Origin of the sequence: Brevibacillus agri, from assembly GCF_004117055.1 — a bacterium.
Lineage (GTDB): Bacteria > Bacillota > Bacilli > Brevibacillales > Brevibacillaceae > Brevibacillus > Brevibacillus agri.
In genome coordinates this window covers 3877195-3903509 of sequence record NZ_CP026363.1, presented here as the reverse complement: position 1 = coordinate 3903509, position 26315 = coordinate 3877195, and the positions used below count along the sequence as shown (strand labels likewise).

Below are 26315 nucleotides of genomic sequence, written 5' to 3'. Positions count from 1 at the left end.
TGTGAAATTGGATATATATTACAAAAAAGGAGAGGTTATTTAGGCTGAGGAAGTTTATAGTTTCATTGACGATGCTACTATCGGTATCTATTTTTGCTGTTGCTGTTTACGCTGCAACCGATCTTAATCTGGTCGCAGGTTCAGAAGGTACGCTGAAAAAATACTATGCTAACAATACTCCTCTAACTTCATCTTTGAGTGTGGATCACAAAATACTTCAATACGAGGTACGAAATACTGCCGACTTGAGTTCGCGTGAATTAGTCAATGTTTTATATAGAGGTAATGGTGGAGCCGATCAGCATGCAAGGGTGCTGCATAAACAAAATAGAAACTACCTTAGGTACTATGGCTATACTTGTTATTATGGTTCAGGGACGTCTTGTCAGTCTGATTATGTACAACCAACAAATATTGTTATTTCCCCAGGTTCGGATGGTATTGATGTCATCGAACACTGGTTTGGGGCCTTCAACTCTTCACAGTCAGTAAGATACAAAAATTACGGAGCTGGTATTCATTTTGAATACCTACAGCCTAATAGTTCCTATAACTGGAACCATTGGGAAACAAGCAGTCATCTAAAAGTTATTGCTGGTGCCAATTTAGAAAGCTCATTAAGAGGTATTTTCTGGTCAACAGGGACTGTAAAACTTAATCCATAAGTACTTGGATTAAACACAGTTTTAGTCTTACTACTCAATGTTGATCCACAAACAAAATGTTTAAATGTAGAGAATTTTACCTTTGGTGCTGAATCACTAGCGTTGCATTAATCTTTTCATACCATTCAAAATCATCATAACTTTCAGCGTTCAAGTGTTCTCAGGCATAAAAAAATCCTTTACACTGGAAAGGTCAGGTAGTTCCTGTCCAAATCCAACGCAAAGGATAGACCATGGACAAGAATACCCTATTTTCTTCATTTGGTAAATACATTTCACCCATTAATATTGTGAAATTTCAACAACGGATAGACGAAACGGATCAGGACAAGTACGTGAAAAAGTTAACGACCAAAGCATATCTACTCCTGTTTTTGCATGCTCAACTTCAGCAACGAGAAGGACTCCGAGCCATTGCAGATGATGTTTTATCAAAGAAATTCCAGCGAGAGTTAGGACTGTCGTCGATTAGTCCCGCTCAGCTTAGTCGCAAAAACAATCGAGTAGATCCAGCTTTGCTTGAAGAAATATTTGTTGACCTTGTAGGGCAAATTCAGAGACACTCGGGCAACACGTATTCCCTTCGAAAAGACATGAAAATCATTGATTCTACAACGATTGGGCTGTGTTTGCAGAAGTACAAATGGGCAACTTTCCGTAAAACCAAGGCTGGCATCAAACTTCATCTTCGTCTCGTCTTTGCCGACCAGGGGGATGTGTATCCTGAAAAAATAACCATCACGGGTGCCAAGTCCAATGACCGCACTCAAATGGAATCGTTGATTGATGAGATCGGTATGATGTACGTCTTTGATCGAGGGTATGTGGATTATGAAAAATTTGATGAATACACGGACAAAGGCATCTTTTTCGCTTCTCGTCTAAAAGATAACGCCGAAATCCGTCATCTTTATGAATTCAAAATCCCCTTGGAAAGCTCCGTTTTATCGGATTCCATGATCCTTCTTGGAACGCCTCAAAAGCGGGTAGATAACGTGCTGCGACTCATTGAAACGCTTGATTCGAAGGGAAATCTCATTCGAATCATTACGAATCGGTTCGACCTGGAAGCAGAAGAACTCAGCGACATCTATCGTTGGCGTTGGCAAATTGAGCTGTTTTTCAAGTGGATAAAGCAGCATGTAAAGATCAAGAACTTCTATGGAACGAGTGAAAATGCGGTACGAAACCAAGTATTACTCGCACTCATTGCCTACTGCCTGTTGCTCCTTGTCAAACTGGAACAAAACAGTCAGCACAGCTTGTTGCAGATCAGGAGATGGCTAAAAGTGTTTCTTTGGCAAACGTTCGAACAATGGATAGGTAGAATGAATTACCAGTCCAAACGAACATCCAGAGGGCGACAGAAAAGGAATTAGGTATTGGTTGCTGTTATCACGATTGTAATAAATGTATAAAACTACCAAATGGACAGTGGCTACCTTTTGCTTGGTTGCTGCCGTTTTTGGTTGTGTAGCTGAAAATGTCATTCAGAATACTTTGACAAATTACGAACGCATTTTTTATGCAACGCTAGTGAAAAGAAACGGCTAAAATATTTTTCTTTTTTGGCTTGCCATGTATAATAATTTCAGTCGTGATTTATCTAATTACCTAGTTAACAAGATGAGATGAGGTAAGACTTCAAAAAAGGGGGAGAGTCGCATGGGATACGAGATCGTGGCAATCAAATCGCTGACAGCAGCACAGCTTGAGGAAGTCAACCAACTGGCTGTGATCTGCAACGGGCATGACGGCATTGCTTTGAAAATAAACCCGAACATGCTGGAACAGCGTTCGGGCGAGCACACAGAGGACTTTCTCTGTTACGCGGACAACAAGCTGGTCGGATATCTTGGCCTGTATGTGTTCCACGCCAAAGAGGCGGAGGTCAGCGGCATGGTCCATCCGGATCACCGGAGAAAAGGGATTTTTACCGGACTGCAGCACAGGGCTAAAGCAGAGTGCCGCAAGCGGGGCATTCCGGCCCTGCTGTTTATCGTCCAGCAAAAATCGCAGGCAGGGGCCGCTTATCAGAAGCGAATCGGCGCCTCATACGAGTATTCGGAATACTGGATGGATTTAGGAAAATCTGGACGAGAAGCCTTGAGTCACGCTGTGCGGCTGCGGCCTGCTACCGCAGCGGATGAAGAGACGTTGATTCAGCTCGATGTACGCGGTTTTCAGATGGAGGAAGCGCAGGTACGGGAGATGAACGAGAAGATGGCGAACGATCCTCGTACCAGTACGTATCTGGTGCTGGCAGAGGAACGGGCGGTCGGCAAAATCAGCGTAAGCAAAAATGGCATGCAGGCGTTCATCTACGGCTTTTGCGTCCACCCCGACGAACAGGGCAAAGGCTACGGCCGCCAGGCACTGGCGCAGACGATTGCGCTGCTCGAAGCTGAAGGCTTCGCAGAGATTTCCCTTGAGGTCGCCTGTGAAAACAGCCGGGCGCTCGGGCTGTACGAGTCGTGCGGCTTTGTCGTGCAGTCGGCCAACGATTACTACAGGCTGAAGCTCTAGGTCTGCTTCCAGCCGCAAACTGCTTTTGCCGCACCCGCAGGTTGGCAAACGAAGCCGCTTCCGTGCTACCATAGGAGGGAGGTAGCATTGCGGAAAAAGGAGTGACGAAAGCATGAAACTGTTGTCCATCGAACCGACGCCGAGTCCCAACGTGATGAAGCTGAACGTGGACGAGACTCTGCCAGGTGGCGTGCAACATGTTTATACAAAAGCAGAAGCGCAGAAAGCGCCGGAGCTGATGCGGGAGCTGCTGGCCATTGACGGGGTGACGTCGATTTTTCATACGGCGGACTTCCTGGCTCTGGAGCGGAAGTCGAATGCCGACTGGCAGCGCATTTTGACGGAGGCGCGGGAAGTTTTGCAGGCGGGAAAAGGAACGGCGATTCCGGTCGTCTCTGCGGAGCAAGCGGGAGCTTACGGGGAGGCGCAGGTGTTCATCCAGATGTTTCGCGGCGTCCCGATGCAGGTCAAGGTGACGATGGGGACGGAGCAGATTCGCGCCGCCTTGCCTGAGCGTTTCGGACAGGCTGCCGTGCAGGCCGGGTCTGCTTCCCCGAACCTGATTATGGAGCGCAAATGGGTCGAGCACGGTGTCCGTTACGGCGACTTGCGCGAAATCGGCGAGGAGGTAGCGCAGGAGATCGACGCGACGTATCCGCAGAGCCGCGTGGAGGAGCTCGTCCAGCAGGCGATGCTGCTCGGGCCGGGCGAGACGCCGCAGGTGGTCGAGCGCGAGAAAAAGGTCGTCACCCCGGGCATGCTCGACGATCCGGACTGGCAAAAACGCTATGAAGCGCTGGACCGCATGGAACCGACAGAGGAAGACTTGCCTGTTCTGGCAAAAGCGCTGCGCGATCCGAAGCCGTCCATTCGCAGGCTCGCTGTCGTTTACCTGGGGATGGTCGGAGGCGACGAAGTGTTCCCGCTGTTGTTCGAAGCGCTTCGCGACGATTCCGTGTCCGTGAGACGCACGGCAGGCGATACGCTGTCCGATCTGGGCGATCCGCGGGCGATTGGGCCGATGTGCGAGGCGCTCAAAGACCGGAACAAGCTGGTGCGCTGGCGTGCGGCCCGCTACCTGTTCGAAGTGGGCGACGAAACGGCGCTGGACGCCTTGCGTGCGGCCCAGAACGACCCTGAGTTCGAAGTCAGCTTGCAGGTGCAAATGGCCGTGCAGCGGATCGAGAGCGGGGAAGCAGCCAGCGGTACGGTCTGGCAGCAGATGACAAGACGCAACGACTAGCCTGCTCTATCGCGGCTTCCTTTTGAGGGGTGGCCGCGATAGGGCTTCTTTTTGTTTGGCGTGGAAAAAGAACCGGGCTACACGCCGCCGTATATGGCACAGGCGCTTCCGGTGCAGGCCGCCCACGCCTGGTTGCCGTAGTCAAAATGCCACCATTCGTCTGCGTAGTTGGTAAACCCGGCGCGAGTCATGACGTGGTAGAGCAGGCGGCGGTTCGCCTGTGCTTCCCGGTCCGCATCGGACATGTCGGCGAGCGTTTCGAAATAGCGGGTACAGGCGCGCTCTGAAAAGTCGTCAAAAGCGGTCCCCATCACAAGCCAGCCGTCAGGGCCGGCAATCGTCAGGTCGACAGCCCCTCCGGTCAGATGGCGCGGCGGTTTTGCCGGATCGGCAGTAGGGCGGGCGACAAAGCGGTGCAGCTCGGCGTACAGTTCCTCGCTCTCGGTCCAGCCTTGGGCAAGAAGCTGCTGCTTGAAGCGGTCGTACAAAGCTTGCTGCACCTGAAGCGGGCGATAGCCGTCCAGCACGACGAGCCGCAGACTGGCGGGGAGCAGCTTTGCGGCTTGCAGCAGCCTGTCTGCGACCGAGCTTCGGACGAGACAGTCCGCCATAGCGCAAGCAAGCCCTTCGTGGTAGTAGGCTGGATATACCTCAAGCTGTGGGGCATACTGCATGAGAGAAACGAGCGGCTCGTTGTTTTCGCGGATGGCAGGACGCGAACCTGCCTCTTTTTGCGCGGGAGGAATCGGGATCTTCCAGTCCATTTCGGGCATCCCCTTTGCCTTTTTCCCCATCATAGCACACGTATGCTAGGTAAAAAATGGTATCGGACAGTATAAAAATAGACACAGTTCAATAATAGTTGACTTCCACCTTATCCATCCCTTATTCTATTGTAGGGTTTAGCTCATGTAATCAACATCGCTAGTGCGTAGGGGAGATTGTGTATGACAACCAATCACTATGACGTTGTTATTGTAGGTGCCGGACTGGCTGGTCTTTCCAGTGCCGCCTACCTGTCGTCGAAAGGCAAAAAGGTTTTGGTTTTGGAGCGCGGACAATTGGGTGGACGTGCCGTTACACTGAAGATCAAAGGCTTCAACTTCAACTTCGGTGCGCACGCCATTTATGCTCGCGACAGCTCCGTTTTGAGAACGTTTGAAAAAGAACTCGGACTCAACATTGACTGGCAAGACTTCAATCCAACAAAAGCAAAGTACGATATCGGGAGCGATTTGACTGCCGTTCCTTCCAACGTGCAAGGACTTTTCCAAACCAAGCTGTTAAAAGGGATGGACAAGGTATTATTTACGTTTGAAATTTTGAAAACGATGCTCAAAATGGAGAAGGGCCATCCGCACATGTCGATTCAGAAGTGGATGGAGAAAAAGCAAGTCAGCGAAGACGTGCAAGACATGATGCTGACGCTCGCCTCCTCCAACTTCTTTACGCGTGAACCGGAAAAAATTCCGTCTGATGTGTTCTTCACGTACTACAGCCGCCTGTTCACGACGAACAAGCCTGTTGCGTACATCGGCGGCGGTTGGCAGGCGCTGATTAACGAGTTCGTTCGCGTAATCGAGGCAAACCAGGGCACGATCATGCTCAAGAACAAAGTAGAGAAGTTTCTCGTAGAAAATGATCGCGTGGTTGGAGTGGTGACGCCGGAGGGCGAGTTTACGGCTGATGAGTTCGTCTGCTGTATTCCGCCGAAAGAATTGGTAAAAGTATTCGCAGAAACACGCCTGGAGCACGCGGTTGCCCAGCACGCAGAATACGAGCCGACAGTCGTCATGGTTTACGATATCGGTCTGAAAGAGCGGATTGATGTGCCGTTCTCCTACATCTACGACAAGCAAAACAATATTTTCATCACAGACATCTCCTACTACGACCGTACTTGCGTGCCGGAGGGCGGACAGCTTTTGCAGGCGACAGCCTACATGCGCCAGGCTGACGTAGGCAACAAGGAAGCGGCGGAGATTCGCAAGCAGGAGATCGAAAATCTGTACGACAAGCACTTCCCGGGCTGGCGCGAGCAACTGGTTGTACCGCGCGTATCTGCCCGTGCCGTTGTCCAGGAAATCAAATGGACGATGAACCAAAAGCCAATGCCTACCTTCTTCCCGGACTACCGCAACCTGTTCTTTGCAGGGGACTGGTGCGAAGGGCAAGGCCAGCTTTCCGAGCTGTCTTTCTCCAGCGCATGGCAAGTGTCCAATCTGATTTTGGAAAAAGATAAGTAAAAAGCGAGCGGGTCATTCCTTTTCGTCAAAGAAGAGGAAGACCCGTTTTTTCGCGTGGACGGCACAACCGCCAGCCAAAAAAAGCCCGCCCGGCAAAACGGGCGAGCGGTGTACAGGATGCTTATGCTTTCGGGCCGTACGTATCGTACAGCAGGCGGCCGATGCGCGCCATGACGCTGGCGGCATCCTTTTGGGCCAGGCCCTTGTTGAGCAGGGAGACGCTGATCGCGTGCGGTCCTGTATAGAAAATTCCGACATCATGCGTGATTTTCGTGACCGAGCCTGTCTTGTTCGCAAACTCCCACTTCGGCACCATCCCGATGATCTCGCCGTCCGGATCGGGCAAAAGAAACGGGAAGCGGTCGCGATGCTGCTGCTGCTTTAAGATCGCGATCATTTTCAGGCAACTGTCGTAGGAGATGACTTTTCCCGTCGCCAGGTAGCGGAGGTGGCTTGCGATGTCTGCGGCCGTAATCTCGTTGTAGCCTTCCAGCTCGGCTGGCACGACCATCAGCTTGTTGTAAAAGGAGCTGTTTTCCATTCCGGTTTTGCGCATGATGCTGCGAATGCTGTCTGCCCCGACGAGGTCAATCATCATGTTGGTGGCGGTGTTGTCGCTCTGGATAATCATCAAGGTGACGAGGTCGTACACGGTGAACTCCGTCCCGGGCGTCATGTGCTGCAAGACGCCTGCTCCGCCCACGAGGTCCTCCTGGCGCAGCTTGAGCTTGTCTCCCAGTGCGAGCTTGCCGGCGTAGGCTTCGGCGAACACAGCGGCCATGATCGGCACCTTGATGACGCTCGCGGCGTAGAAGCGCTGATTTTCGTTGATGGCGAGCTTTTCGTTTGTCTGTAAATCTTCCAGATAGACTCCCCATTCGCCGCCAGCCGCTTCGAGCAGCTCTGAAACAGGGGCAAAAAGACCGGATAGCATAAGACCCATCTCCTTTTTATTCGTGTAGACAAAATTTTCTCAAGATAATATTATTTAGTCATGCTCCTAACAATCAAGAAGAATTATTCCACAGATGGGGGTTTTGTTGTGAAAAAGTTGAAGAATCTATCATTTTGCGCCGTTTTGCTGACCAGTCTGGTGTTTGCTGGCTGTGGAGCGCCGCAAGCCGGCACCACGGAAAATCCGCAAGGTGCGCAACAGGAGCAGACGAGAGCGCCCCAAACGATGCAGGTCAACCTGAACACAGGCGAGCCGAACTCGATTGACCCTGGACTGGCGGAAGATATCCCTTCCATGTCTGTGGCCCGTGCAGCATTCGATGGCCTTTTGCGCCTGAATGAAAAGGGCGAGCTGAAAGAGGCGGTCGCCGAAAAGTACGAAGTATCCGCTGATGGCTTGACTTACACGTTTCACCTGCGCGATACCAGATGGTCCAACGGCGATCCGGTAACTGCCCACGATTTTGAATACGCGTGGAAACGGGTGCTCGATCCCGAGACAGCCTCCGGATATGCGTACCAGTTGTACTATCTCAAAAACGGGGAAGCGTTCAACGCCAAGAAGGCGAAGGCAGAGGATGTCGGCGTCAAGGCGACTGACGACAAAACGCTGGTCGTGACGCTGGAAAACCCGGCGCCGTTCTTCCCGGAGCTGGTGGCATCGGTCACTTATTTCCCGGTCAATAAAAAAGTGGTGGAGGGGAACAAGGACTGGGCAGCCAAGCCGGAGACGTACATCGGCAACGGCCCGTTCGTCCTGAAAAAGTGGGAGCACAAATCGGTAATCGAATTTGCCAAAAACGACTCCTACTGGGATAAAGACGCGGTTCATTTGTCCGCGCTGACCATCAACATGATTGAAGACCCGAACACCGAGCTGTCCATGTTCGAAAAAGGCGATCTGGACTGGGCCGGCTCTCCGCTGGGCGACCTGCCGCTTGATGCCCTGGATGCCTTGAAAGATTCCGGAAAAATGCAGACGCAAGCGACGGCAGGCACGTACTGGTACATCTTCAATACGACGCAAAAGCCGTTTGACAACAAAAAAATTCGCCAAGCGTTTGCCACAGCCGTCAACCGCAAGGAAATTTCCGAAAGCGTCGTGCCGTTCAAGAGCACGCCAGCGACCGGAATCCTCCCGCCGACCATGGCGCTCAACCCGGATGGCTACATCAAGGACGGCGACGTGGAGACAGCGAAAAAGCTGCTGGCAGAAGGCATGAAGGAAGCGGGCTTGACCGAGCTGCCTGAGCTGACTATCTCCTACAATACGACAGAGGTGAACCAGCGCATTGCGACGGTGATCCAGGACCAATGGCGCAAAGCGTTCGGCATCGAAGTCAAGCTGGTGAACAAGGAAAACAAGGTGCACCGCGAGCAAATGAAGGAAGGTAACTTCACCATTGGCCGCGCAAGCTGGATTGGCGACTTCAACGATCCGATCAACTTCCTCGAAGTGTTCAAGGGCGGTTTGAACACGTCGAAGTGGGAAAACAAAGAGTTCCTCGACCTGCTCGCACAGTCTGCCAAAGAAGGCGACCCGGCAAAACGCAAGGAAATCTTGAAAAAGGCGGACGCCATCGTCATGGACGAAATGCCGGCGCTGCCGATCTACTACTTCACGTATGCCTGGGTGAAGCAGGACAGTGTAAAAGACGTCGTCGTGGACGCCCTCGGGTTCATCGACTTCAAATACGCATCGAATGTCAAGTAAACAGACTAAGGTAGCCATAAGGGAGTGACTTGGCGTGCGTCCGATTATTGGTGTCGCGTGTACGAAAATGTATTTCCCGAATAACCACCTCGACCAGTTTTTCTATGTCGGGTCCGGCTACGTGGACGGAGTGGCCCGCGCAGGCGGCATTCCGCTCATCCTGCCGCTGCTGACTGTACAGGAAGCGCCGTTCCGGGAGATGATCGAATCGCTGGACGGGCTGATCCTGACTGGCGGCGACGATCCTGCCCCGCATCTGTACGGGGAAGAGCCGCTGCAAGGGCTTGGAAACATCGAATACGAGCGGGATTTGGCCGAACTGGCTGTGATTAAGCTGGCATTGGAGCTGAAAAAGCCGATCTTGGGCATTTGCCGGGGAATGCAGATTTTGAATGTAGCGTGTGGCGGCACACTCATTCAGGACATTCCAAGCCAGGTTCCGGGAGCCTTCCAGCATGCGCAAAAAGGTTCCCGCCAATACGGCGCACACAAGGTCACGCTCAAGCCCGGCTTTTTGGCGGACGCTCTCGGGCAGCAGGAGGTGCTGGTAAACACCTCGCACCACCAGGCTGTCAAAGACGTAGCGCCAGGCTTCCAGATGACAGCATGCGCGGCTGACGGAGTGATTGAGGCAATCGAGAGCCTCGACGGGCTATCTATCGGCGTGCAGTGGCATCCAGAGCGGATGTGGTCGCACGACAGCCAGATGTTGAAAATCGCCGAGGCATTTATTGCCCGGGTAAAGCAGCAGAAGCTGCAAGCGAAATAATCGACAGGTGAACAGACAGCCGTCCTGCTGCCAGCAGGGCGGTTTTTTTCATGCGGGTGCTCGTAGCCATGTAAGCCCCGCCCAAACCGATGTTATACTGGTCCCAAGAGGTGAGAGCGATGTTGAAAGTGGGAGCAAGAGCCCCTGTCTTTACGGCAGACAGCACAAAAGGTCCGGTTGACCTGGGAGAGTACGTCGGCAAGCAGACGGTCGTCCTCGTTTTTTACCCGGGGGACGACACGCCTGTGTGCACCAAGCAGTTGTGCGCGCTTCAGGACAACTACGCGAGATTGCAGCAGAAAAACACGGCTGTCTTTGGCGTCAATCCGGGCGAGTTGGGCAAAAAGCAGTCGTTTGCGGAAAAGTTCCATTACGATTTTCCGCTGATCGCAGACGAAGGTCAAAAGATTCGCGAAGCATATGATGTAGGGAAAATTCTCGGCCTGTTTTTCCAGCAGCGCATCGTCTACATCATCGGCAGGGACGGGACGATCGTGTACGCGAAAAAAGGCAATCCGCCCGTATCCGAGCTGCTGGCAGTGCTCGAAGCGCACGGGCAGTAAGCGCGGAGCGACTCTGGGAGCGATCCACCGCTTGCGTCGAAGGAGCAAAACAGGGATAATACAAATGAGAATGTATGTTTGGTGGTTATCCGTCATGAAAAAAATCCTTCATCTGGATATCGACGCTTTTTTCGCCAGTGTAGAGCAACTGGATCGGCCAGAATTGCGCGGCAAGCCTGTGATCGTAGGCGGCACTGCCAACCGCGGAGTCGTCTCGACGTGCAGCTACGAGGCGCGCAAATACGGGGTGCGCTCTGCCATGCCCGTTGCGCTGGCGCGGAAAAAATGTCCGCAAGGGGTGTACCTGCCCGTCCGCTACAGCCGCTATGTCGAAAAATCCGCAGAAGTCAGAGAAATTTTTACTTCCTATACAACACGCTACCAAACAGTCGGTCTCGACGAGGCGTACCTGGATGTGTCCGACTACGAAAATGCCGTGCCGGTTGCCCGCGAGCTGAAGAGACGGATCAAACAGGAGACGGGACTTACGTGTAGCATCGGGCTTTCTTATAATATGTCGCTCGCCAAGATCGCCAGCGATTTGAAAAAGCCTGACGCCTTTGTCATCATCCGGCCCGAGCAGGCATTGGACGTACTGCGCCCGTTGCCGATCGGGACGCTTCACGGTGTCGGCAAAAAGTCGCAGGAGCTGCTCGAAAGAAAAGGCATCAAGACAGTGGAGGACTTTTGGCAGCTTTCGCTGGATGAGGTTGTGCAGCTATTCGGCAAGTTCGGCCGTTCCCTGTATGACCGGGCCAGGGGAGAAGACAGCCGCGAGATCGTGATGGACCGCGCGCCGAAATCGACCAGCCGGGAGACGACGCTGTCGTTTGATTTGTACGACCGCGAGTCCATCGCGCCGATTGCCCTTTCCCTGTTGCGGGAGGTCGAGGAGGACGTGCGCCAGGAAGGGGTCGAGCCGCAAACGATCACGCTCAAGATCAAGTACGCCGATTTTACGCAAAGAACGAAGCAGCACAAGGCAGTCGCCGGGGCCAACTGGCAGGAGCTGCTGGACGATTTGCTCGATGCGTTTGATTACTCGCAAGGTGTCAGACTGGTGGGCGTTGGCTTTTCCAATTTTGCCGAACCGCAAAAAGAGCGCTACGAGCAGCTTTCGCTGTTTCCGTGGAAGCTCGGGAGATAGGGAGGGGCAGGGATGGAGGCGGACAATGCGTTTCATTGCTGTGCGACCTGTATTCATTTTCGCGTGGAAAAAGCGCCAGGCGTCGTGACCTACCGCTGTTCGCGCCTCACCTGCGAGACGCGGCCAGACTATCGCTTCCAATGCTGGACCCCGACGGAGCGGGTCAGGCGGCTGATGGAGACGAGGCAGCAGCAATCCCGGAGTGAATAAAGAAATGGCAACACCCCCGCATGCCACGGCTCAGCGTGACAGCGGGGGTGTGTTTGCTTGGGTCAGGTGGTTGTGTCTGACGAGCTGCATCGAGCGGTCGCGGGCGCAGCCGTTTTTGTTTGCCTGGTGAGCCAGCCGCTTTCCGCCCCCTCCCGCCAACCGCCGCCAAATCATCACCGTCGCCTGCTTTGATCGCAACCCCTCAAGGCGTGTGCATCTCGCCTTTTTGTGCGGAATACCGCACCGCCTTGCTCGCTTTCAACTGGATGAACAGCAAGATGCCAAAGCCGAGCACCGCTGCCGCGACGACGAGGAGAGCCGAGGACACAGGCAAGAGATCCGTCAAAATCCCGCCAGCCAGTGGGCCCGCAACCATGCCGATTCCGTGGAACATGTTGAACAGCGAGTAGGCTGTTCCGTAAGCGCCGCTTCCCCCTTGGTCGATGATCCCCCCGAGTGTCGGGAGAGTAGGGGACAGCGTGAAGCCGACGCTCGCGCCGACTAGCGCCATCGCGATTCCGGCTTGCCACAGCGAGTCGGCCCAGACCAGGAAAGGCATGAAGACAGCGAGTGCAACGACTCCGGCAAACATCAGTTTGTACGGGTTAAACCGGCCGGACAGCGAGCCTGCCACGGGGGCAATCAATCCGTATGCCAGCGTCATCGCGCCAAACAACAGTCCGATCACGGTCGGCGTAATGCTGAGCTTCTGCGTCAAAAAGACGGGCAGTGTCGGCTCCAGCAGGCAGAGCGACACTTCCGCGAGCAGGACGATCCCGGCGATGAAGACGACTTGCGGATTGCGCAAAAATTTGCCGACCAAAAGCTTTTCGCTCGCTGTGCGCGCCGTTTCTTCCTTGAGGAACAAATACACCAAGACGATGTTGATGACCGTAAAGGCCGCAGCCGCGAGAAACGGCGTCCGGTGATCGCTAATTTCAAACAGCCAGCCGCCAATCGGCGCGCCGAGCAAGGTGCCTGTAGAGATGGCCGTCAGCGCGGTGCCCATGACCGCTCCGCGCATTTTCGGCGGGAACAGGTCGGCGAGCAGGGCGAGCGCCGTCGGCCACGTCGCAGCCGCCGCAATCCCTTGCACGAAGCGGGCTGAAATCAGCAAGGCCATCGTTTCGGAAAAAGCGAATAGCAGCGTCGAAGCGGCAAGCCCGACCAAGCCGACGAGCAGCACTGTCCGTCTGCCCAAGCGGTCAGAGATCGGCCCGAAGATCGGCGTGGCGAGCAACATCGCGACCGCATAGCTGCTGAACAGGACGCCCATCATCGTCGAGGAAGGCTGCAGCGTTTCGGAAAAATAAGGAACGATCGGGATCAACAGGCTGTAAAGCAGCATGTCGATAAACAAAATCAGAATCACAAAAAGCAAACCGGTACGTTGCGGCTTTGTCATTTGCGTGAAAAAAGACATCATCAACACCTCATCCCATCTAACTCAAAAAACTATTTTTGTTTTATTAGTTTTCGCAAAAAAAGGGAATAAAAGGGGTCACCTTTTATCCACGGGCACGAGTCCGTACAACAGAACGTCTACAATCGCGGCCAAAGCTTCCGATACGGTAATCTGGTTTTGCATGTAGAAACGCTGGTCGAGCGTCGAATTGACCGCGTCCACGATCAGCTTCATCATCAGCGTGACATTCATGTTGACGATCAGCCCTTCCTTGATTCCTTGCTCGATCAGTCCGCGCAGCGTCTGCCAGTCATCCGAGAGCGCGGAGTCGACCAAGGCCCATTGCTCCGGGTAGTAGCGCTTCATCTGTTCGAGAATGCGCAAATCGTAAAACTCGTAGTGTGTCGGCAAAACCATCATGACGCCTTTGATTTTTTCGATCAGGGAAAGACTGTAGTCGTCGAGAATTTGCTTTGTTTTTTCATCGGCCTCGGCAAACGTTTGGGAGATGATCGCCTCGAGAATCTCCACCTTCGAGGAAAAGTGCTCGTAGAGCGTCCGCTTGCTGATGCCGAGCCTGCGAGCCAGGTCGTCCATGGAAAACTTCATGCCCTTGTCTCTGATCTCATCAATAAAACCTTTCATGATCCGGTCTTTCATCGCCATCGACCCCCTGCCTAACCACCGGTTGAAAACCGGATAAACAAAAGTAGTTTTCTTAGTGTTTCCATTATGGCACAAAGCCGTTGTCCACGGCAAGCGGCAGCTAATGTTTTTCTTTTGCAACAGGGTGGTCGATTATGGTATAGTAGGTGCCGAAATCGCGGTTGATGGCTGCACATCATATGGAGGTGCCCCGTGTTTTTAAACAAGCTGATGCCCAGTCAGTTCGTGGAGTCTATCCATCACATTGATATAGATCAATTGAAACGAAATAAAATCCGCGCGGTGATTACAGATTTGGACAACACCCTTGTAGAATGGGACAGGCCAGAAGCTACCCCGGAAGTAATAAGCTGGCTCGGTCGCTTGCACGATGCAGGCATCCAGGTCACGGTCGTGTCCAACAACAACAAGGAGCGCGTCCAGCGCTTCTGTGCACCGCTCGATCTCGGTTTTATTTGTGCGGCGAGAAAGCCGACAAACCGTGCCTTTTTGCAGGCGGTTCGGCAAATGAATGTGACGATTGCCGAGACGGTCGTGATCGGCGATCAATTGTTTACCGATGTGCTGGGAGGAAATCGGCTGGGGTTTCATACGATCCTGGTCGTGCCTGTGGCCCAGACGGACGGTTTCTGGACGCGCTTTAACCGTCAGATGGAGCGCGTGGCTTTGAGCTGGATGGAAAGGAAAGGAATGGTTTCGTGGAGGAGAAAAGCATGACGGAACAAACAATCGGCACTTGTGCCGGCTGTGGTATTGCGCTTCAGACCGAGGATGCGAAAAAGCCCGGCTATGCGCCTGAATCGGCGCTGGGCCGCAAAGTGGTGATCTGCCAGCGCTGCTATCGCATCAAGCACTACAACGAAGTCGCGCCAGTGGCGATGGGCGATGACGACTTCCTGAAAATTTTGGACGGCATCGGCTCGACACAGTCTCTGGTCGTCATGGTCGTCGATATTTTCGACTTCCAGGGCTCCTGGCTCAGAGGCTTGCCGCGCTTCGTCGGCAACAACCCGATTTTGCTCGTCGGCAACAAGGTGGACCTTTTGCCGAGAAACATCAACCTGAACCGTGTACGCAACTGGATGCAGCACGAAGCGAAGGAACGCGGCCTGCGCCCGGAAGCCATCGTGCTCATCAGTGCGCAAAAAGGGCAGCATATCGACGAGTTGCTCAACCGGATCGGGGAACTGCGCAAAGGACGCGATGTGTACATCGTCGGCGTGACCAATGTCGGCAAGTCGACGATGATTAACCGCATCCTGCACGACTACGGAGCGGCAGAGCTTACGATTACGACCTCGCCGTTTCCAGGCACGACCCTGGACAAAATCGAAATCCCGCTGGAAGACGGACGCTCCATTTTCGATACGCCGGGCATTATCAACCGCGATCAGATCGGGCACATGATTTCTCCATCCGATCTGAGGAAAATCACGCCGAAAAGCCGGATCAACTCCAAGGTGTACCAGCTTGAAGATGGGCAAACCTTGTTCCTGGGCGGACTTGCCCGCATTGACTTTGTACGCGGACCGAAGCAGCCGTTTGTCGTCTATGTCGACAACGACCTGTACATTCACCGCACGAAGCTGGAAAAGGCGGACGAGGTGCTGCAAAAGCATCACGGCACATTGCTCGTGCCCCCTACCGGGGAGGAAGCGGCCAAAGCATTGCCGCCGTTTGTGAAGCATTCGTTCAAGGTCAAGCAGTCGCAAATCCCTACGGATATCGTCATTTCCGGCTTGGGCTGGGTGACGATTCAAGGCAAGTACGAAGCGAACGTCGTCGTTCACGCGCCAAAAGGGGTAAGCGTGGGCATACGCAGAGGTTTGATCTAGCCTTTTGCCAGCGACGCGCATGATGGCGTCTTTTGCTTTGCGCCATATGCTAGAGAGAGAAGCTACGGGGGAGGAAAAGCTCCATGATTACAAGCAAAACACAGTTGGTCGGCCTGTTTGGACATCCGGTATCCCATTCGCAGTCTCCGATGATGCACAATGCTGCTTTTGCTGAGACCGGACTCGACTTTGCCTACTCGGCTTTCGACGTCGAACCGGAAGCGCTGGAGGACGCGGTAGCGGGGATTCGCGCATTGGGCCTTCGCGGGATTAACGTCACGATCCCGCACAAGGTCGCGATCATGCCGATGCTCGATGAAATTGATCCGCTGGCGAAGCGAATCGGCGCCGTCAATACCGTGGTGAGCAAAGATGGCAGGCTGATCGGCTACAATACAGATGGCATGGGCTACGTCCGCTCCCTTGTGGAAGAGACGGGAATCGTGCTGGACAAGCAAATTGTCACCATGATGGGCGCGGGCGGTGCTGCCCGTGCCGTTGCGTTTACGCTCGCCGAAAAAGGCGTAAAGGAAATCCGCATCATCAATCGCTCGCGGGAAAGAGCCGCCGTGCTGGCCGAGCATGTAGGCACGATCGTTCCGACGCGAATCGTCGAGCAGGGCGAAGGCAAAGACGCGATCGCGGACTCTTCGCTTTTGATTAATACGACGTCCATCGGAATGCTGCCAAACGTGCAGGACACCCCGGTGCCAGCAGACTGGCTTCACTCCGGGCTGATTGTCAGCGACCTGATTTACAACCCGCTGGAGACAAGACTGCTCCGCGAAGCGCAGGCGATCGGCGCGACTGTTCACTCCGGCGTCGGCATGTTTGTGAACCAGGGCGCCCTTGCTTTTGAGCTGTGGACGGGAACCGACGCACCGACGGAAGTCATGCGCGAAGTCGTCTTGCAGCAACTGACGAAAACAACCTGATCGAACATGATTGCAGGAACTAAAGGAGGCATGCCGATGTTGACCGGCAAGCAAAAGCGCTTTTTGCGCGCAGAAGCTCATCATCTCACCCCGATTTTCCAGGTAGGAAAAGGCGGCGTTAACGAAAATATGATTACCCAGATCAAGGAAGCGCTGGAAGTGCGCGAGCTGATTAAAGTCGCGATTTTGCAAAACAACAGCGACGACAAGCATGAAGTAGCAGAAGAACTGGCAGCAGGTGCGGGTGCCGAGCTGGTGCAACTGATTGGCCATACGGTTGTCTTGTACAAAGAGTCCCGGGAGCACAAGACGATCAAGCTGCCGTAAGTGATCGAACACCATGAAGGACGCACGAAAAAAAGTCGGGATCATGGGCGGCACGTTTGATCCCATCCATTGCGGCCACTTGCTGGCGGCTGAACAGGCCAGAGAGCAGGCTGGACTTGACGAGGTCTGGTTTATGCCATCGCACATTCCGCCGCACAAGAGCAGGGAGGGGCTGACAGAGGCGCATCATCGCCTGCAAATGGTTCAGCTCGCCATAGCCGATCACGAGTCGTTTCGCGTGACGGATATCGAACTGGCCCGAAAAGGCCCCTCTTACACGTACGATACGATGGTTCTGCTCACGCAGCAGTTTCCTGATTGTCAGTTTTCTTTTATTATTGGGGGAGACATGGTAAAAATCTTGCCCAAATGGTACCAGTTCCAACAGTTGATCCGCATGGTACGCTTTATAGGTCTGGCGCGACCGGGCACGGAGCTGGAGCGGGAGGCGTGCGAGTACGTCACCTTCGTGGAGATGCCGGTCTGGGACATCTCTTCCACGTTAATCCGGGAAAAGGCGGCGGCGGGCAAAAGCATCCGCTATCTGGTACCTGATGCTGTGGAGCGTTATATAAAGGAGAACCGATTCTATGAAACTCTTGTCTAATCGGGAGGAACTGCTTGCGCGCATCCGGGCGCAAATGCACGAGAAGCGCTACAAGCATACTTTGGGGGTCGCCCAGTCTGCCCGCGAGCTTGCACAGCGATACGGCGCTGACCCTGACAAAGCCGAGCTTGCCGGACTTTTGCACGACTACTGCAAATGCTGGCCCGTGGAGAAAATGTTCGAAATTCTCGTTCGCCACGATATGCCGACAGAGCTGTTGGAAGGGGAAAAAGAGCTGTGGCACGCTTTTGCCGGGGCAATCGTCATTCAGAACGACCTGGGAGTGACGGACCCGGATATTTTGCAAGCCGTTCGCTACCATACGACCGGGCGAGCCGGGATGTCCCTGTTAGAAAAAGTGGTTTGTGTGGCAGACTATATAGAACCGAACCGGAATTTTCCTGGCGTGGAGCAGATTCGCACGCTGGCCGAGAAAGACCTTGATGCCGCCCTGGCTCTCGCTTTGGGAGGCACGATCCAGTTTTTGATAGAAAAGCAGAAGACGGTCTATCCGCTGACGCTTACCGCTTATAACGATCTGGTATCCCGCAAAGGGAAAGAAGGAGGGCTTTGATGGTTAAAACAGTAGAAGAGTTGGCTCGCTTGGTAGTGAAGGCAGCAGAAGACAAAAAGGCAGAAAATCTGAAGGTGCTGGACATCAGCAAGCTTTCGGTGATTGCAGACTACTTCATGATCTGCCACGGAAACAACGAGCGTCAGGTGCAGGCGATCGTGCGCGAAATTCGCGATCAAGCCCACAAAAACGGTTTTGACGTTCGCGGCATTGAAGGCGCGGATGAGGGACGCTGGGTGCTCGTCGACCTCGGCGATATCGTGATTCACGTCTTCCACCGCGAAGATCGCGAGTTTTACAATCTGGAGCGACTGTGGAAGGATGCAGAAGAAGTGTCCTTCGCTGCGCAAGGGTAAAAACGGATGGCGTACGCACACATGGCCGCAGTTTACGACAGGCTGATGGCGGACACCCCCTACGATCAATGGCTGGACTGGGTCGAGCGCACCTGGCAAAAGGGAGAGGCCCCAAAACGAGTCATTGATCTGGGCTGCGGGACGGGATCGATTGCGATTCCGCTGGCCAAGCGCGGCTATCGGGTCACGGGCGTCGATCTGTCCGCCGAGATGCTGGCGATTGCCTACGACAAAATGCGGCAGGAGCAAGTAGAGGTGGCGTGGGTCGAGCAGGATATGCGCGAGCTTTCCTTGCCGGAGGCGGACGCGGTCATTTCCTTGTGCGACTCTCTCAGCTACCTGACAGAAGAAGCGGACGTGCAGGAGACGTTTCGGCGCGTCTTCGCTCACCTTGCTCCCGGGGGAAGCTTTTTGTTCGATGTGCACAGCCCGTACAAAATGCTGCATATTTTCGGCGACGAGACATTCACCTACGTCGACGATGAGGTTTCGTACATTTGGCAATGTTTTTGCGATCCGCTGCGCCTGGAGGTAGAGCACCAGCTCACCTTTTTCGTCCGCCAGCCAAACGGCTTGTACGAGCGGCTGGAGGAGGAGCATTGGCAAAGAGCCTACCAGCCGGTCCAACTGATGCGCTGGCTGGCCGACGCGGGCTTCACGGACATCGTCATTACGGCAGACTATTCGGATTTGCCGCCGCAGGAAGCGAGCGAACGCTTATTTTTTGCCGCTCGCAAGCCGTAGGGTTTGACACGGTTGGTTTATATTGACTATAATGGCGTTATAACTACAAATTTCGACGCGTTTAAGAGGAATAGTAGGAATATGCCCCGCGCATACAGAGAGTTGACGGCAGGTGCAAGTCAACCCGGGACTATCTGAACTCGCCTCCCAGCACTTGCCCCGAAGGCCATGTGTACATGGTTGCGTAAGGGCAGGCGGCTCATCCCCGTTACGGATTTCAAGTGGGTGAATGCTTTTTCATTCGCCAATCTGGGTGGTACCGCGGGAATATAAACAAACCTCTCGTCCCTTTCGTAGAACGACTGGGGACGTGGGGTTTTCTTTATACTGGACCGGAATGTACAGATTCTTATCCGGTATAAGTGCAACGAAGGCTACGCCAATGGCTCGGTGTAGCCGAGTTTTCATTTTTTACCTATTTCAAGATGGGAGTGCTCTACCATGGTTTTCAGTCATCGTGATGTTGAAAAAAAGTGGCAACAATACTGGGAGCAAAACAAGACCTTCAAAACTTCTGAGGACCCGAACAAGAAAAAGTTTTACGCACTCGATATGTTCCCGTATCCATCTGGTGCCGGGCTGCACGTCGGACACCCGGAAGGCTATACGGCTACCGATATTTTGTCCCGCATGAAGCGGATGCAAGGCTACAACGTGCTCCATCCAATGGGCTGGGATGCGTTTGGCTTGCCAGCCGAGCAGTACGCGCTCGATACGGGGAATGACCCTGCGGAGTTCACAGAAAAAAACATCAACACGTTCCGCCGCCAAATCAAGTCGCTCGGCTTCTCCTACGACTGGGACAGAGAGATCAACACGACCGATCCGCACTACTACAAATGGACCCAGTGGATTTTTACGAAGCTGTATGAGCACGGCCTGGCCTACGTTGACGAAGTAGCCGTGAACTGGTGCCCGGCGCTGGGAACCGTTCTGGCCAACGAAGAAGTCATTGACGGCAAAAGCGAGCGCGGCGGCCATCCGGTCGAACGCCGCCCGATGAAACAATGGGTATTGAAAATTACCGCGTATGCGGAAAGACTGCTCGAAGACCTGGAAGAGCTGGACTGGCCGGAGAGCATCAAGGAAATGCAGCGCAACTGGATCGGCCGTTCCGAAGGGGCAGAGGTTACGTTTGCCATTGAGGGACACGACCAGACCTTTACTGTCTTCACGACCCGCCCGGATACGCTCTACGGCGCCACCTACACGGTACTCGCTCCCGAGCACAAGCTGGTGGAACAGATTACGACGCCAGAGCAGAGAGCAGCGGTAGAAGCTTACCTGGAGCAGACGAAGCACAAAAGCGATCTGGAGCGTACCGACCTGGCGAAAGAAAAGACAGGGGTATTCACAGGCGCCTATGCGATCAACCCGGTTAACGGCGAACGTCTGCCGATCTGGATTGCCGATTACGTGCTGATTAGCTACGGAACAGGCTCGATCATGGCTGTACCGGCGCACGATGAGCGCGACTACGAGTTCGCCAAGACGTTTGATCTGCCAATCAAAGCGGTCATCGCAGGCGGAGACATTTCCAAGGAAGCGTACACAGGCGACGGAGAACACATCAACTCCGGCATGCTCGATGGCCTGAACAAAGAACAGGCGATCAACAAAATGATCGAATGGCTGGAGAAAGAAGGCAAAGGCAGCCGCAAAGTGACCTACCGTCTGCGCGACTGGCTGTTCAGCCGTCAACGCTACTGGGGCGAGCCAATTCCAATCCTGCATCTGGAAGACGGCACAATGAAAACTGTGCCAGAATCCGAATTGCCGATCATGCTGCCTAAAACAAAAGAAATCAAGCCGTCCGGCACAGGCGAATCGCCGCTCGCCAACATCACCGACTGGCTGAACACCGTCGATCCGGAAACCGGCAAGAAAGCGCGCCGCGAGACGAACACCATGCCGCAATGGGCGGGCAGTTGCTGGTACTTCCTGCGCTTTATCGACCCGCACAACGACAAAGCTTTGGCCGATCCGGAAAAGCTGAAACAATGGCTGCCAGTCGACATCTACATCGGCGGTGCAGAGCACGCTGTATTGCACTTGCTCTACTCCCGCTTCTGGCACAAATTCCTGTACGACATCGGCGTCGTGCCAACCAAGGAGCCATTCCAGAAGCTGTTTAACCAAGGCATGATCCTCGGTGAAAACAACGAAAAAATGAGCAAGTCCAAAGGCAACGTCGTCAACCCGGACGATATCGTCAACAGCCATGGTGCCGACACGCTCCGCCTGTACGAAATGTTCATGGGGCCGCTGGATGCATCCATCGCCTGGTCGACAAAAGGTCTCGATGGCGCGCGCCGCTTCCTGGACCGCGTGTACCGCCTGTTCGTTCAAGACAACGGCGAGCTGAACCCGAAAATCGTCGATACGAACAAACCGACCAGCATGGAGCGCGTCTACCATCAAACCGTGAAAAAAGTGACGGAAGACTACGAGGGCCTGCGCTTCAATACAGGGATCTCCCAGTTGATGGTATTCGTCAACGAAGCGTACAAAGCAGACGTCCTGCCGAAAAAATACATGGAAGACTTCGTGAAAATGCTGTCCCCGATCGCCCCGCACTTGGGCGAGGAACTGTGGGAAAAACTCGGCCACAACGATACAATCGCTTACGAGCCATGGCCAACCTACGACGAGTCGAAGCTGGTCGAGGACGAAGTGGAAATCGTCATCCAGATCAACGGCAAAAACAAGGAAAAAATGCTCATTGCCTCCGACTCGACCAAGGAACAAATGGAGGAGCTGGCACTCAGCAACGAGCTGATTAAGGAACTGATCGAAGGCAAGACAATCGTCAAAATCATCGCCGTGCCTGGCAAGCTGGTTAATATTGTGGTTCGTTAGTCGGATTAGACGCAAGATCCAGAAGGCGGGCCAGATAAACGACTCGCTAGTCGCACGAAAAGCGTCTATCGCTCACCGTCGGCTTGTCATCCTCTCGTGATGGCAAGCGGGTGAGAGGTGAAAGGAAAAAGGAGTGGAGCCTGTTTGAATAACAGGTTTCCGCTCCTTTTTTCGTACTGCCAGTTTTCTGATACTGACAGCGTGCTTGTCGTCGCTCTGCAAGGCTCGCAACTGCAAGCAACCCACGCTCTCGCAGCTACTGCGGCTGTTCGTTCAAATAACGGTCGAGCAGTTCCTGATCCTCGGCGAACTTCGCGCGCGTGCGCCGGAATACCTCTGCAAAAATGCCGGGCAGCTTGCTTTGCAAAGGAATCAGCCCTTCGCCGGTGATTCCTCCGGGGACGCAGACGCGCTGCTGCAAGGAAGGGAGCGTGAATTTTTCTTCGCGCAACAGATCGGCCACTCCGATCAGCATCTGCGAGGTCAAATAAGTAGCGGCTTCTGTCGAGATGCCTGTCTCTTCGACGGCATCCTGAATCATCTGCTGCAAAATATAGCTCAAAAAGGCAGGGCCGCAACTGGCGATGTCGGAAGTGATTCGCAAGAAAGGCGCGGTGATCTCGACAGGCGTGCTGATGTGGGCAAACAGGTTGCGAATATAATGGCGCTGCTCTTCGTCGACGCGCGCACCGAATTCGCACAGGCTCGCGCCGCTCTGCGCCGCGTTGGTAATGCTCGGAACGACCCGGGCGATGGCGCAAGGTACTTTTGACTCAAGATGCTCCAGCTTGATCGGACTGGTGATCGTGACGATAAGCTGTTCCGCCGTCAGGACAGGGGCGAGTTGCTCGAGCAGCACGCTGTACTCCAGCGGCTTGACGCACAGCAGGATCATGTCGGCTTCTCTGGCCAAATCCACATTGCTATGGGCGACCGCCAGCCCGCCAAGCCGCTTAGCGAGCTGTTCGGCTTTTTCGATCGTGCGGTTGCTGATGGTGATCTGGCTGGGAGACAGCGCTTTGGCGGACAGCAATGCTTCAATCAAGATACTGCCCATGCTGCCCGTACCAATGAACCCGATTTTATCCATGGGCATACCTCCCTCCGATATTCTTTCCCCATTCTATGTGAGAAGATCGGCAATCATGACCGGACAGTGCTTTATTGCGCAACGATCTGGTCTTTGATCCGCTCGAACATCTTTGCCCCGATCCCAGAAACCTTTTTCAATTCGTCGGCGGAACGGAAGCGGCCGACTTGCGAACGGTAGTCCAAAATCGCTTTTGCTCGCGCCTCCCCGATTCCTGGCAAGCTCATCAGTTCCTCGACGGTCGCTGTGTTGAGATTGAGCAGCTTGGCTTTTGGCACAGCGCCGCCAGTCCCCGCAGCACGGGTCACGCTCGCGGGCACTGGCGAAAGGGGAGGCGCGCCAACTGCCGATCCAGGCCCGCCAGTCGCGCTGCCTTTTGCCGGAACCAAAAGCGCAGTCCCATCTGCCAACGGCTCAGCCAGATTGATTTGATCGAGGTCCGCTTCGGGCAGGGCGCCGCCAGCCTGTTCGATCGCGTCCGCTACGCGCATGCCCGGCGTGAAGCGGTACAGTCCCGGCTGTTTCACCTTGCCCTTTACGTCGACGTAGAGAGGCGGAGGGGCGGGCTTTCGTTCGACTGCGGCTTCCGCTTCGCTGCGGGCGTGCGCATCAGATGGTTGGTCAAGGACAGGCTCCCGTTTCTGTAGGGCAGTTTCCGGCTGCCCGACGCGCTCCCTTTCCGCATAGGCAGAGGAAACGAGCGGTACACCGACGGTCTCTGCCCGCTGCTCCCCCTGGTAGAGCCAAAAGCTGACGGCCACAAACAAGGTCGCCGCCACGATCAGGACCAGGCGTCGATGACGTTCCCACCAATCCAACAGCATAGCAAAAGACCCTCCCTTACCTCGCGTCTGCTTGTGAAATAGAGTAATAGCATTCTCTAGTCACAATCTACGAAAAGTAAAAGAGGGTCTGCAAATATTTTTGCGTAGGCACGCTACCGGCTTTTAGCCGATATGCTGCAGCGAATTTTTCTTGCGGCGAATGTCTACATTCGGGCTGACGTACGGATCGAACGTATATTTTTGCTCGATAAAGATTTGGTGCCACAGCATGAAAACGAGGATCGTCCAGATTTTGCGACTATAGTCGGCATTTCCTTCACGGTGTTCGTCGAGCATGTAGAGCACGTAGGCCTTATTAATCAAATTGTCTACCTTCGATTCGAAAATGATCTCTTTTGCCCATTTGTAAAATTCGTTTTTCAGCCAATGGCGAGTCGGAACCGGGAAGCCAAGCTTCTTCTTCGACTTGATTTCCGGCGGCAGGAAGTCTTTCATCGCTTCGCGCAGCACGTGCTTGGTCGTGCCGTTGGCGATCTTGTACTTCGTCGGAATGGTAGCGGCGAACTCGAACACTTTCAGGTCGATGAAAGGAACGCGCAGCTCCAATGAGTTTGCCATCGTCATTTTGTCGGCTTTCATCAAAATGTTTCCGCGCAGCCAGGTGTGAATGTCCAAATACTGCATCTTGGTCACGTCATCGTACTGGGAAGCGCGCTTGTAAATCTCTTCTGTGATCGTAAACGGCGAGACGTACGATTCGGAACGGGCGATGTCGTCCATCACGACGCGTCTTTTCATCTCTTCGCTGAAGATCAGGGCGTTGCCGAAAAAGCGCTGTTCCACCGTCTTCGAGCCGCGGATGAGGAAGTTTTTCCCTTTTACCTGATCGGGCAGGCGCTGTGCCATGTAACCGATCGACTGGCGCATCCAGCCAGGCATGCCGGAAAACATCTTGAGCGAGCTAGGCTCCCGGTAAATGTTGTACCCGCCGAAAAACTCATCGGCGCCTTCGCCGGACAAGACGACGGTGACGTGCTCGCTCGCCATTTGCGCGACGAAGTAGAGCAGGATGGCGGAAGGGTCCGCTACCGGTTCGTCCTGGTGCCAGATGAGGCGTGGCAGTTCATCCATGTACTGCTGGGCGTTGACGACCCGCTCGAAGTGCTCGGTGCCCAAAAAGGCAGCCGTCCGCTTCGCGAAGTCCAGCTCGCTGTAACCAGGAATGTCCGAGCCGACGGAAAAAGTTTTCACAGGCTCAAAGGTGCGCAGCATGGCGACGATGCTGCTGGAATCGACGCCGCTGGAAAGGAAAGCGCCGCGCGGAACCTCGCTGATCCGGTGCTTGTCGATGGATTCCAGCATCACGCTGCGAGTCCCTTCCACGAAGTACGAGAACGGCTTGCTCTCGTCTGGCTTGAACTCCACGTCCCAGTAACGCTCCAGCTTGATCTGGTCGTTCTCGATGATGAACGAGTGGGCTGGCGGGATGCGGAATATGCCCTGATACATCGTTTCGGGATCAGGAACGTATTGGAAAGTCAAATAGTGGTAAAAGCCGTTGTGGTTCACCTCGCGCGTAAAGCCGGGTAGCTCCAGCAGGCTTTTGATCTCGCTGGCGACGCCGATGGAATCATTCGTTTCCACATAGTAGAGCGGCTTGATCCCAAAATGGTCGCGCGCGCCAAACAGCCGTTTTTTGCGCGAGTCGTAAATGGTAAAGCCGAACATCCCGCGCAAGTGCTTGGGCGCGTCCGTCCCTACCTCTTCATAGAGGTGAAGGATGGTTTCAATATCAGAATCGGTATGGAATACGTGACCGGCGTCCTTTAACCATTGCTGCAATTCCTTGTAGTTGTAAATTTCTCCGTTGCCAATAATCCAGATGTCACGCGTTTCGTTAAACAGCGGTTGATGCCCGCCTTCCACGTCGATGATGCTTAAACGACGAAAGCCCAGGGCGATGTTGTCTTCGAGATGAAAACCATCGTCATCTGGACCACGGTGCAGGATGACACCAGTCATCGCGCTGATCGCTTCTTGTCTAACTGGCATTTGCCGCTTGTTGTAGAGTGTTACGATTCCACACATATGAAAT

At 54.1% G+C, this 26315-nt stretch carries 27 protein-coding genes and 1 other annotated feature; of the genes, 19 read left to right on the top strand and 8 right to left on the bottom strand.

All coding sequences use genetic code 11. The features are described 5' to 3' along the window. Window positions 1–65 precede the first annotated feature (65 nt). The 4 genes from BA6348_RS19190 to BA6348_RS19175 all read left to right on the top strand — a co-directional run bounded on the left by BA6348_RS19190 (window position 66) and on the right by BA6348_RS19175 (window position 4434). Complete coding sequence (locus BA6348_RS19190) at window positions 66–665, top strand: hypothetical protein (RefSeq protein WP_129552218.1); 600 nt, start codon at window positions 66–68, stop codon at window positions 663–665. A gap of 233 nt (window positions 666–898) precedes the next feature. Beyond that, window positions 899–2044, top strand: coding sequence for an IS4 family transposase (locus tag BA6348_RS19185; RefSeq protein ID WP_005837477.1), 1146 nt, complete (start codon window positions 899–901; stop codon window positions 2042–2044). Between the two features lie 286 nt (window positions 2045–2330). Continuing rightward, window positions 2331–3191, top strand: coding sequence for a GNAT family N-acetyltransferase (locus BA6348_RS19180; protein WP_005833202.1), 861 nt, complete (start codon window positions 2331–2333; stop codon window positions 3189–3191). A 112-nt stretch (window positions 3192–3303) separates the two neighbouring features. Next, window positions 3304–4434: a virulence factor gene (locus tag BA6348_RS19175; RefSeq protein ID WP_005833200.1), complete on the top strand. Its 1131-nt coding sequence runs from the start codon at window positions 3304–3306 to the stop codon at window positions 4432–4434. Window positions 4435–4511: 77 nt separating this feature from the next. Here BA6348_RS19175 and BA6348_RS19170 read toward each other — a convergent pair whose 3' ends face one another. Continuing rightward, on the bottom strand, window positions 4512–5198 hold the full coding sequence (locus BA6348_RS19170; protein WP_122952705.1) for a M15 family metallopeptidase: 687 nt from the start codon (window positions 5196–5198) through the stop codon (window positions 4512–4514). 183 nt (window positions 5199–5381) lie between these two features. Here BA6348_RS19170 and BA6348_RS19165 point away from each other — a divergent pair, with 183 nt between their 5' ends. Further along, window positions 5382–6680 (top strand): phytoene desaturase family protein, encoded by a 1299-nt coding sequence (locus BA6348_RS19165; RefSeq protein WP_005833198.1) that lies wholly within the window; start codon window positions 5382–5384, stop codon window positions 6678–6680. Window positions 6681–6801: 121 nt separating this feature from the next. Here BA6348_RS19165 and BA6348_RS19160 read toward each other — a convergent pair whose 3' ends face one another. After that, window positions 6802–7614, bottom strand: a complete 813-nt coding sequence (locus BA6348_RS19160; RefSeq protein WP_005833196.1) for a serine hydrolase — start codon at window positions 7612–7614, stop codon at window positions 6802–6804. 108 nt (window positions 7615–7722) lie between these two features. Between BA6348_RS19160 and BA6348_RS19155 the strand changes: the two genes are divergently transcribed. The 5 genes from BA6348_RS19155 to BA6348_RS19135 all read left to right on the top strand — a co-directional run bounded on the left by BA6348_RS19155 (window position 7723) and on the right by BA6348_RS19135 (window position 12037). Continuing rightward, entirely contained in the window at window positions 7723–9348 is a 1626-nt protein-coding gene (locus BA6348_RS19155; RefSeq protein WP_122952706.1) for a peptide ABC transporter substrate-binding protein, read from the top strand. A 34-nt stretch (window positions 9349–9382) separates the two neighbouring features. After that, complete coding sequence (locus tag BA6348_RS19150) at window positions 9383–10117, top strand: gamma-glutamyl-gamma-aminobutyrate hydrolase family protein (RefSeq protein WP_005833193.1); 735 nt, start codon at window positions 9383–9385, stop codon at window positions 10115–10117. 119 nt (window positions 10118–10236) lie between these two features. Further along, window positions 10237–10680, top strand: coding sequence for a peroxiredoxin (locus BA6348_RS19145; RefSeq protein ID WP_122952707.1), 444 nt, complete (start codon window positions 10237–10239; stop codon window positions 10678–10680). Window positions 10681–10774: 94 nt separating this feature from the next. Continuing rightward, on the top strand, window positions 10775–11827 hold the full coding sequence (locus BA6348_RS19140; RefSeq protein ID WP_005833189.1) for a DNA polymerase IV: 1053 nt from the start codon (window positions 10775–10777) through the stop codon (window positions 11825–11827). 12 nt (window positions 11828–11839) lie between these two features. Beyond that, on the top strand, window positions 11840–12037 hold the full coding sequence (locus BA6348_RS19135; RefSeq protein WP_122952708.1) for a hypothetical protein: 198 nt from the start codon (window positions 11840–11842) through the stop codon (window positions 12035–12037). Between the two features lie 30 nt (window positions 12038–12067). Here BA6348_RS19135 and BA6348_RS26835 read toward each other — a convergent pair whose 3' ends face one another. The 3 genes from BA6348_RS26835 to BA6348_RS19125 form a co-directional block, all read right to left on the bottom strand. Beyond that, window positions 12068–12211: a hypothetical protein gene (locus BA6348_RS26835; RefSeq protein WP_165329002.1), complete on the bottom strand. Its 144-nt coding sequence runs from the start codon at window positions 12209–12211 to the stop codon at window positions 12068–12070. A 28-nt stretch (window positions 12212–12239) separates the two neighbouring features. Next, on the bottom strand, window positions 12240–13460 hold the full coding sequence (locus BA6348_RS19130) for an MFS transporter (protein WP_025844918.1): 1221 nt from the start codon (window positions 13458–13460) through the stop codon (window positions 12240–12242). A 78-nt stretch (window positions 13461–13538) separates the two neighbouring features. Further along, entirely contained in the window at window positions 13539–14102 is a 564-nt protein-coding gene (locus BA6348_RS19125; RefSeq protein ID WP_005833183.1) for a TetR/AcrR family transcriptional regulator, read from the bottom strand. A 198-nt stretch (window positions 14103–14300) separates the two neighbouring features. On the opposite strand from BA6348_RS19125, the gene BA6348_RS19120 reads away from it, so the two are divergent. From BA6348_RS19120 to leuS, 9 genes are all read left to right on the top strand, one after another. Continuing rightward, the gene (locus BA6348_RS19120) at window positions 14301–14825 is read left to right on the top strand and encodes a YqeG family HAD IIIA-type phosphatase (protein WP_005833181.1); all 525 of its coding nucleotides are present in this window, start codon (window positions 14301–14303) and stop codon (window positions 14823–14825) included. Further along, a complete protein-coding gene (gene yqeH, locus BA6348_RS19115) occupies window positions 14822–15943 on the top strand; it encodes a ribosome biogenesis GTPase YqeH (protein WP_122952709.1) in 1122 nt (373 codons plus the stop codon). Before BA6348_RS19120 ends, yqeH begins: the two co-directional genes overlap by 4 nt. 83 nt (window positions 15944–16026) lie before the next feature. After that, window positions 16027–16878, top strand: a complete 852-nt coding sequence (locus BA6348_RS19110; protein WP_005833178.1) for a shikimate dehydrogenase — start codon at window positions 16027–16029, stop codon at window positions 16876–16878. Window positions 16879–16914: 36 nt separating this feature from the next. Further along, on the top strand, window positions 16915–17205 hold the full coding sequence (gene yhbY / locus BA6348_RS19105) for a ribosome assembly RNA-binding protein YhbY (RefSeq protein WP_005833176.1): 291 nt from the start codon (window positions 16915–16917) through the stop codon (window positions 17203–17205). A 13-nt stretch (window positions 17206–17218) separates the two neighbouring features. Further along, window positions 17219–17812: a nicotinate-nucleotide adenylyltransferase gene (locus BA6348_RS19100; RefSeq protein ID WP_005833174.1), complete on the top strand. Its 594-nt coding sequence runs from the start codon at window positions 17219–17221 to the stop codon at window positions 17810–17812. Continuing rightward, window positions 17796–18386 (top strand): bis(5'-nucleosyl)-tetraphosphatase (symmetrical) YqeK, encoded by a 591-nt coding sequence (yqeK, locus tag BA6348_RS19095; protein WP_122952710.1) that lies wholly within the window; start codon window positions 17796–17798, stop codon window positions 18384–18386. Before BA6348_RS19100 ends, yqeK begins: the two co-directional genes overlap by 17 nt. Next, window positions 18386–18742, top strand: a complete 357-nt coding sequence (gene rsfS / locus BA6348_RS19090; protein WP_005833170.1) for a ribosome silencing factor — start codon at window positions 18386–18388, stop codon at window positions 18740–18742. The genes yqeK and rsfS overlap by 1 nt, the downstream gene beginning before the upstream one ends. Before the next feature lie 6 nt (window positions 18743–18748). Then, a complete protein-coding gene (locus BA6348_RS19085; protein WP_007777469.1) occupies window positions 18749–19486 on the top strand; it encodes a class I SAM-dependent DNA methyltransferase in 738 nt (245 codons plus the stop codon). Window positions 19487–19537: 51 nt separating this feature from the next. Then, window positions 19538–19779, top strand: a binding site (T-box leader). 148 nt (window positions 19780–19927) lie between these two features. After that, complete coding sequence (gene leuS, locus BA6348_RS19080) at window positions 19928–22345, top strand: leucine--tRNA ligase (protein ID WP_122952711.1); 2418 nt, start codon at window positions 19928–19930, stop codon at window positions 22343–22345. Window positions 22346–22601: 256 nt separating this feature from the next. Here leuS and comER read toward each other — a convergent pair whose 3' ends face one another. The 3 genes from comER to asnB all read right to left on the bottom strand — a co-directional run bounded on the left by comER (window position 22602) and on the right by asnB (window position 26308). Then, the gene (gene comER, locus BA6348_RS19075) at window positions 22602–23435 is read right to left on the bottom strand and encodes a late competence protein ComER (RefSeq protein WP_122952712.1); all 834 of its coding nucleotides are present in this window, start codon (window positions 23433–23435) and stop codon (window positions 22602–22604) included. A gap of 71 nt (window positions 23436–23506) precedes the next feature. Continuing rightward, complete coding sequence (locus BA6348_RS19070; protein WP_007777475.1) at window positions 23507–24259, bottom strand: helix-hairpin-helix domain-containing protein; 753 nt, start codon at window positions 24257–24259, stop codon at window positions 23507–23509. A gap of 123 nt (window positions 24260–24382) precedes the next feature. Then, window positions 24383–26308 (bottom strand): asparagine synthase (glutamine-hydrolyzing), encoded by a 1926-nt coding sequence (asnB, locus tag BA6348_RS19065; RefSeq protein WP_122952713.1) that lies wholly within the window; start codon window positions 26306–26308, stop codon window positions 24383–24385. Between the last annotated feature and the right edge of the window lie 7 nt (window positions 26309–26315).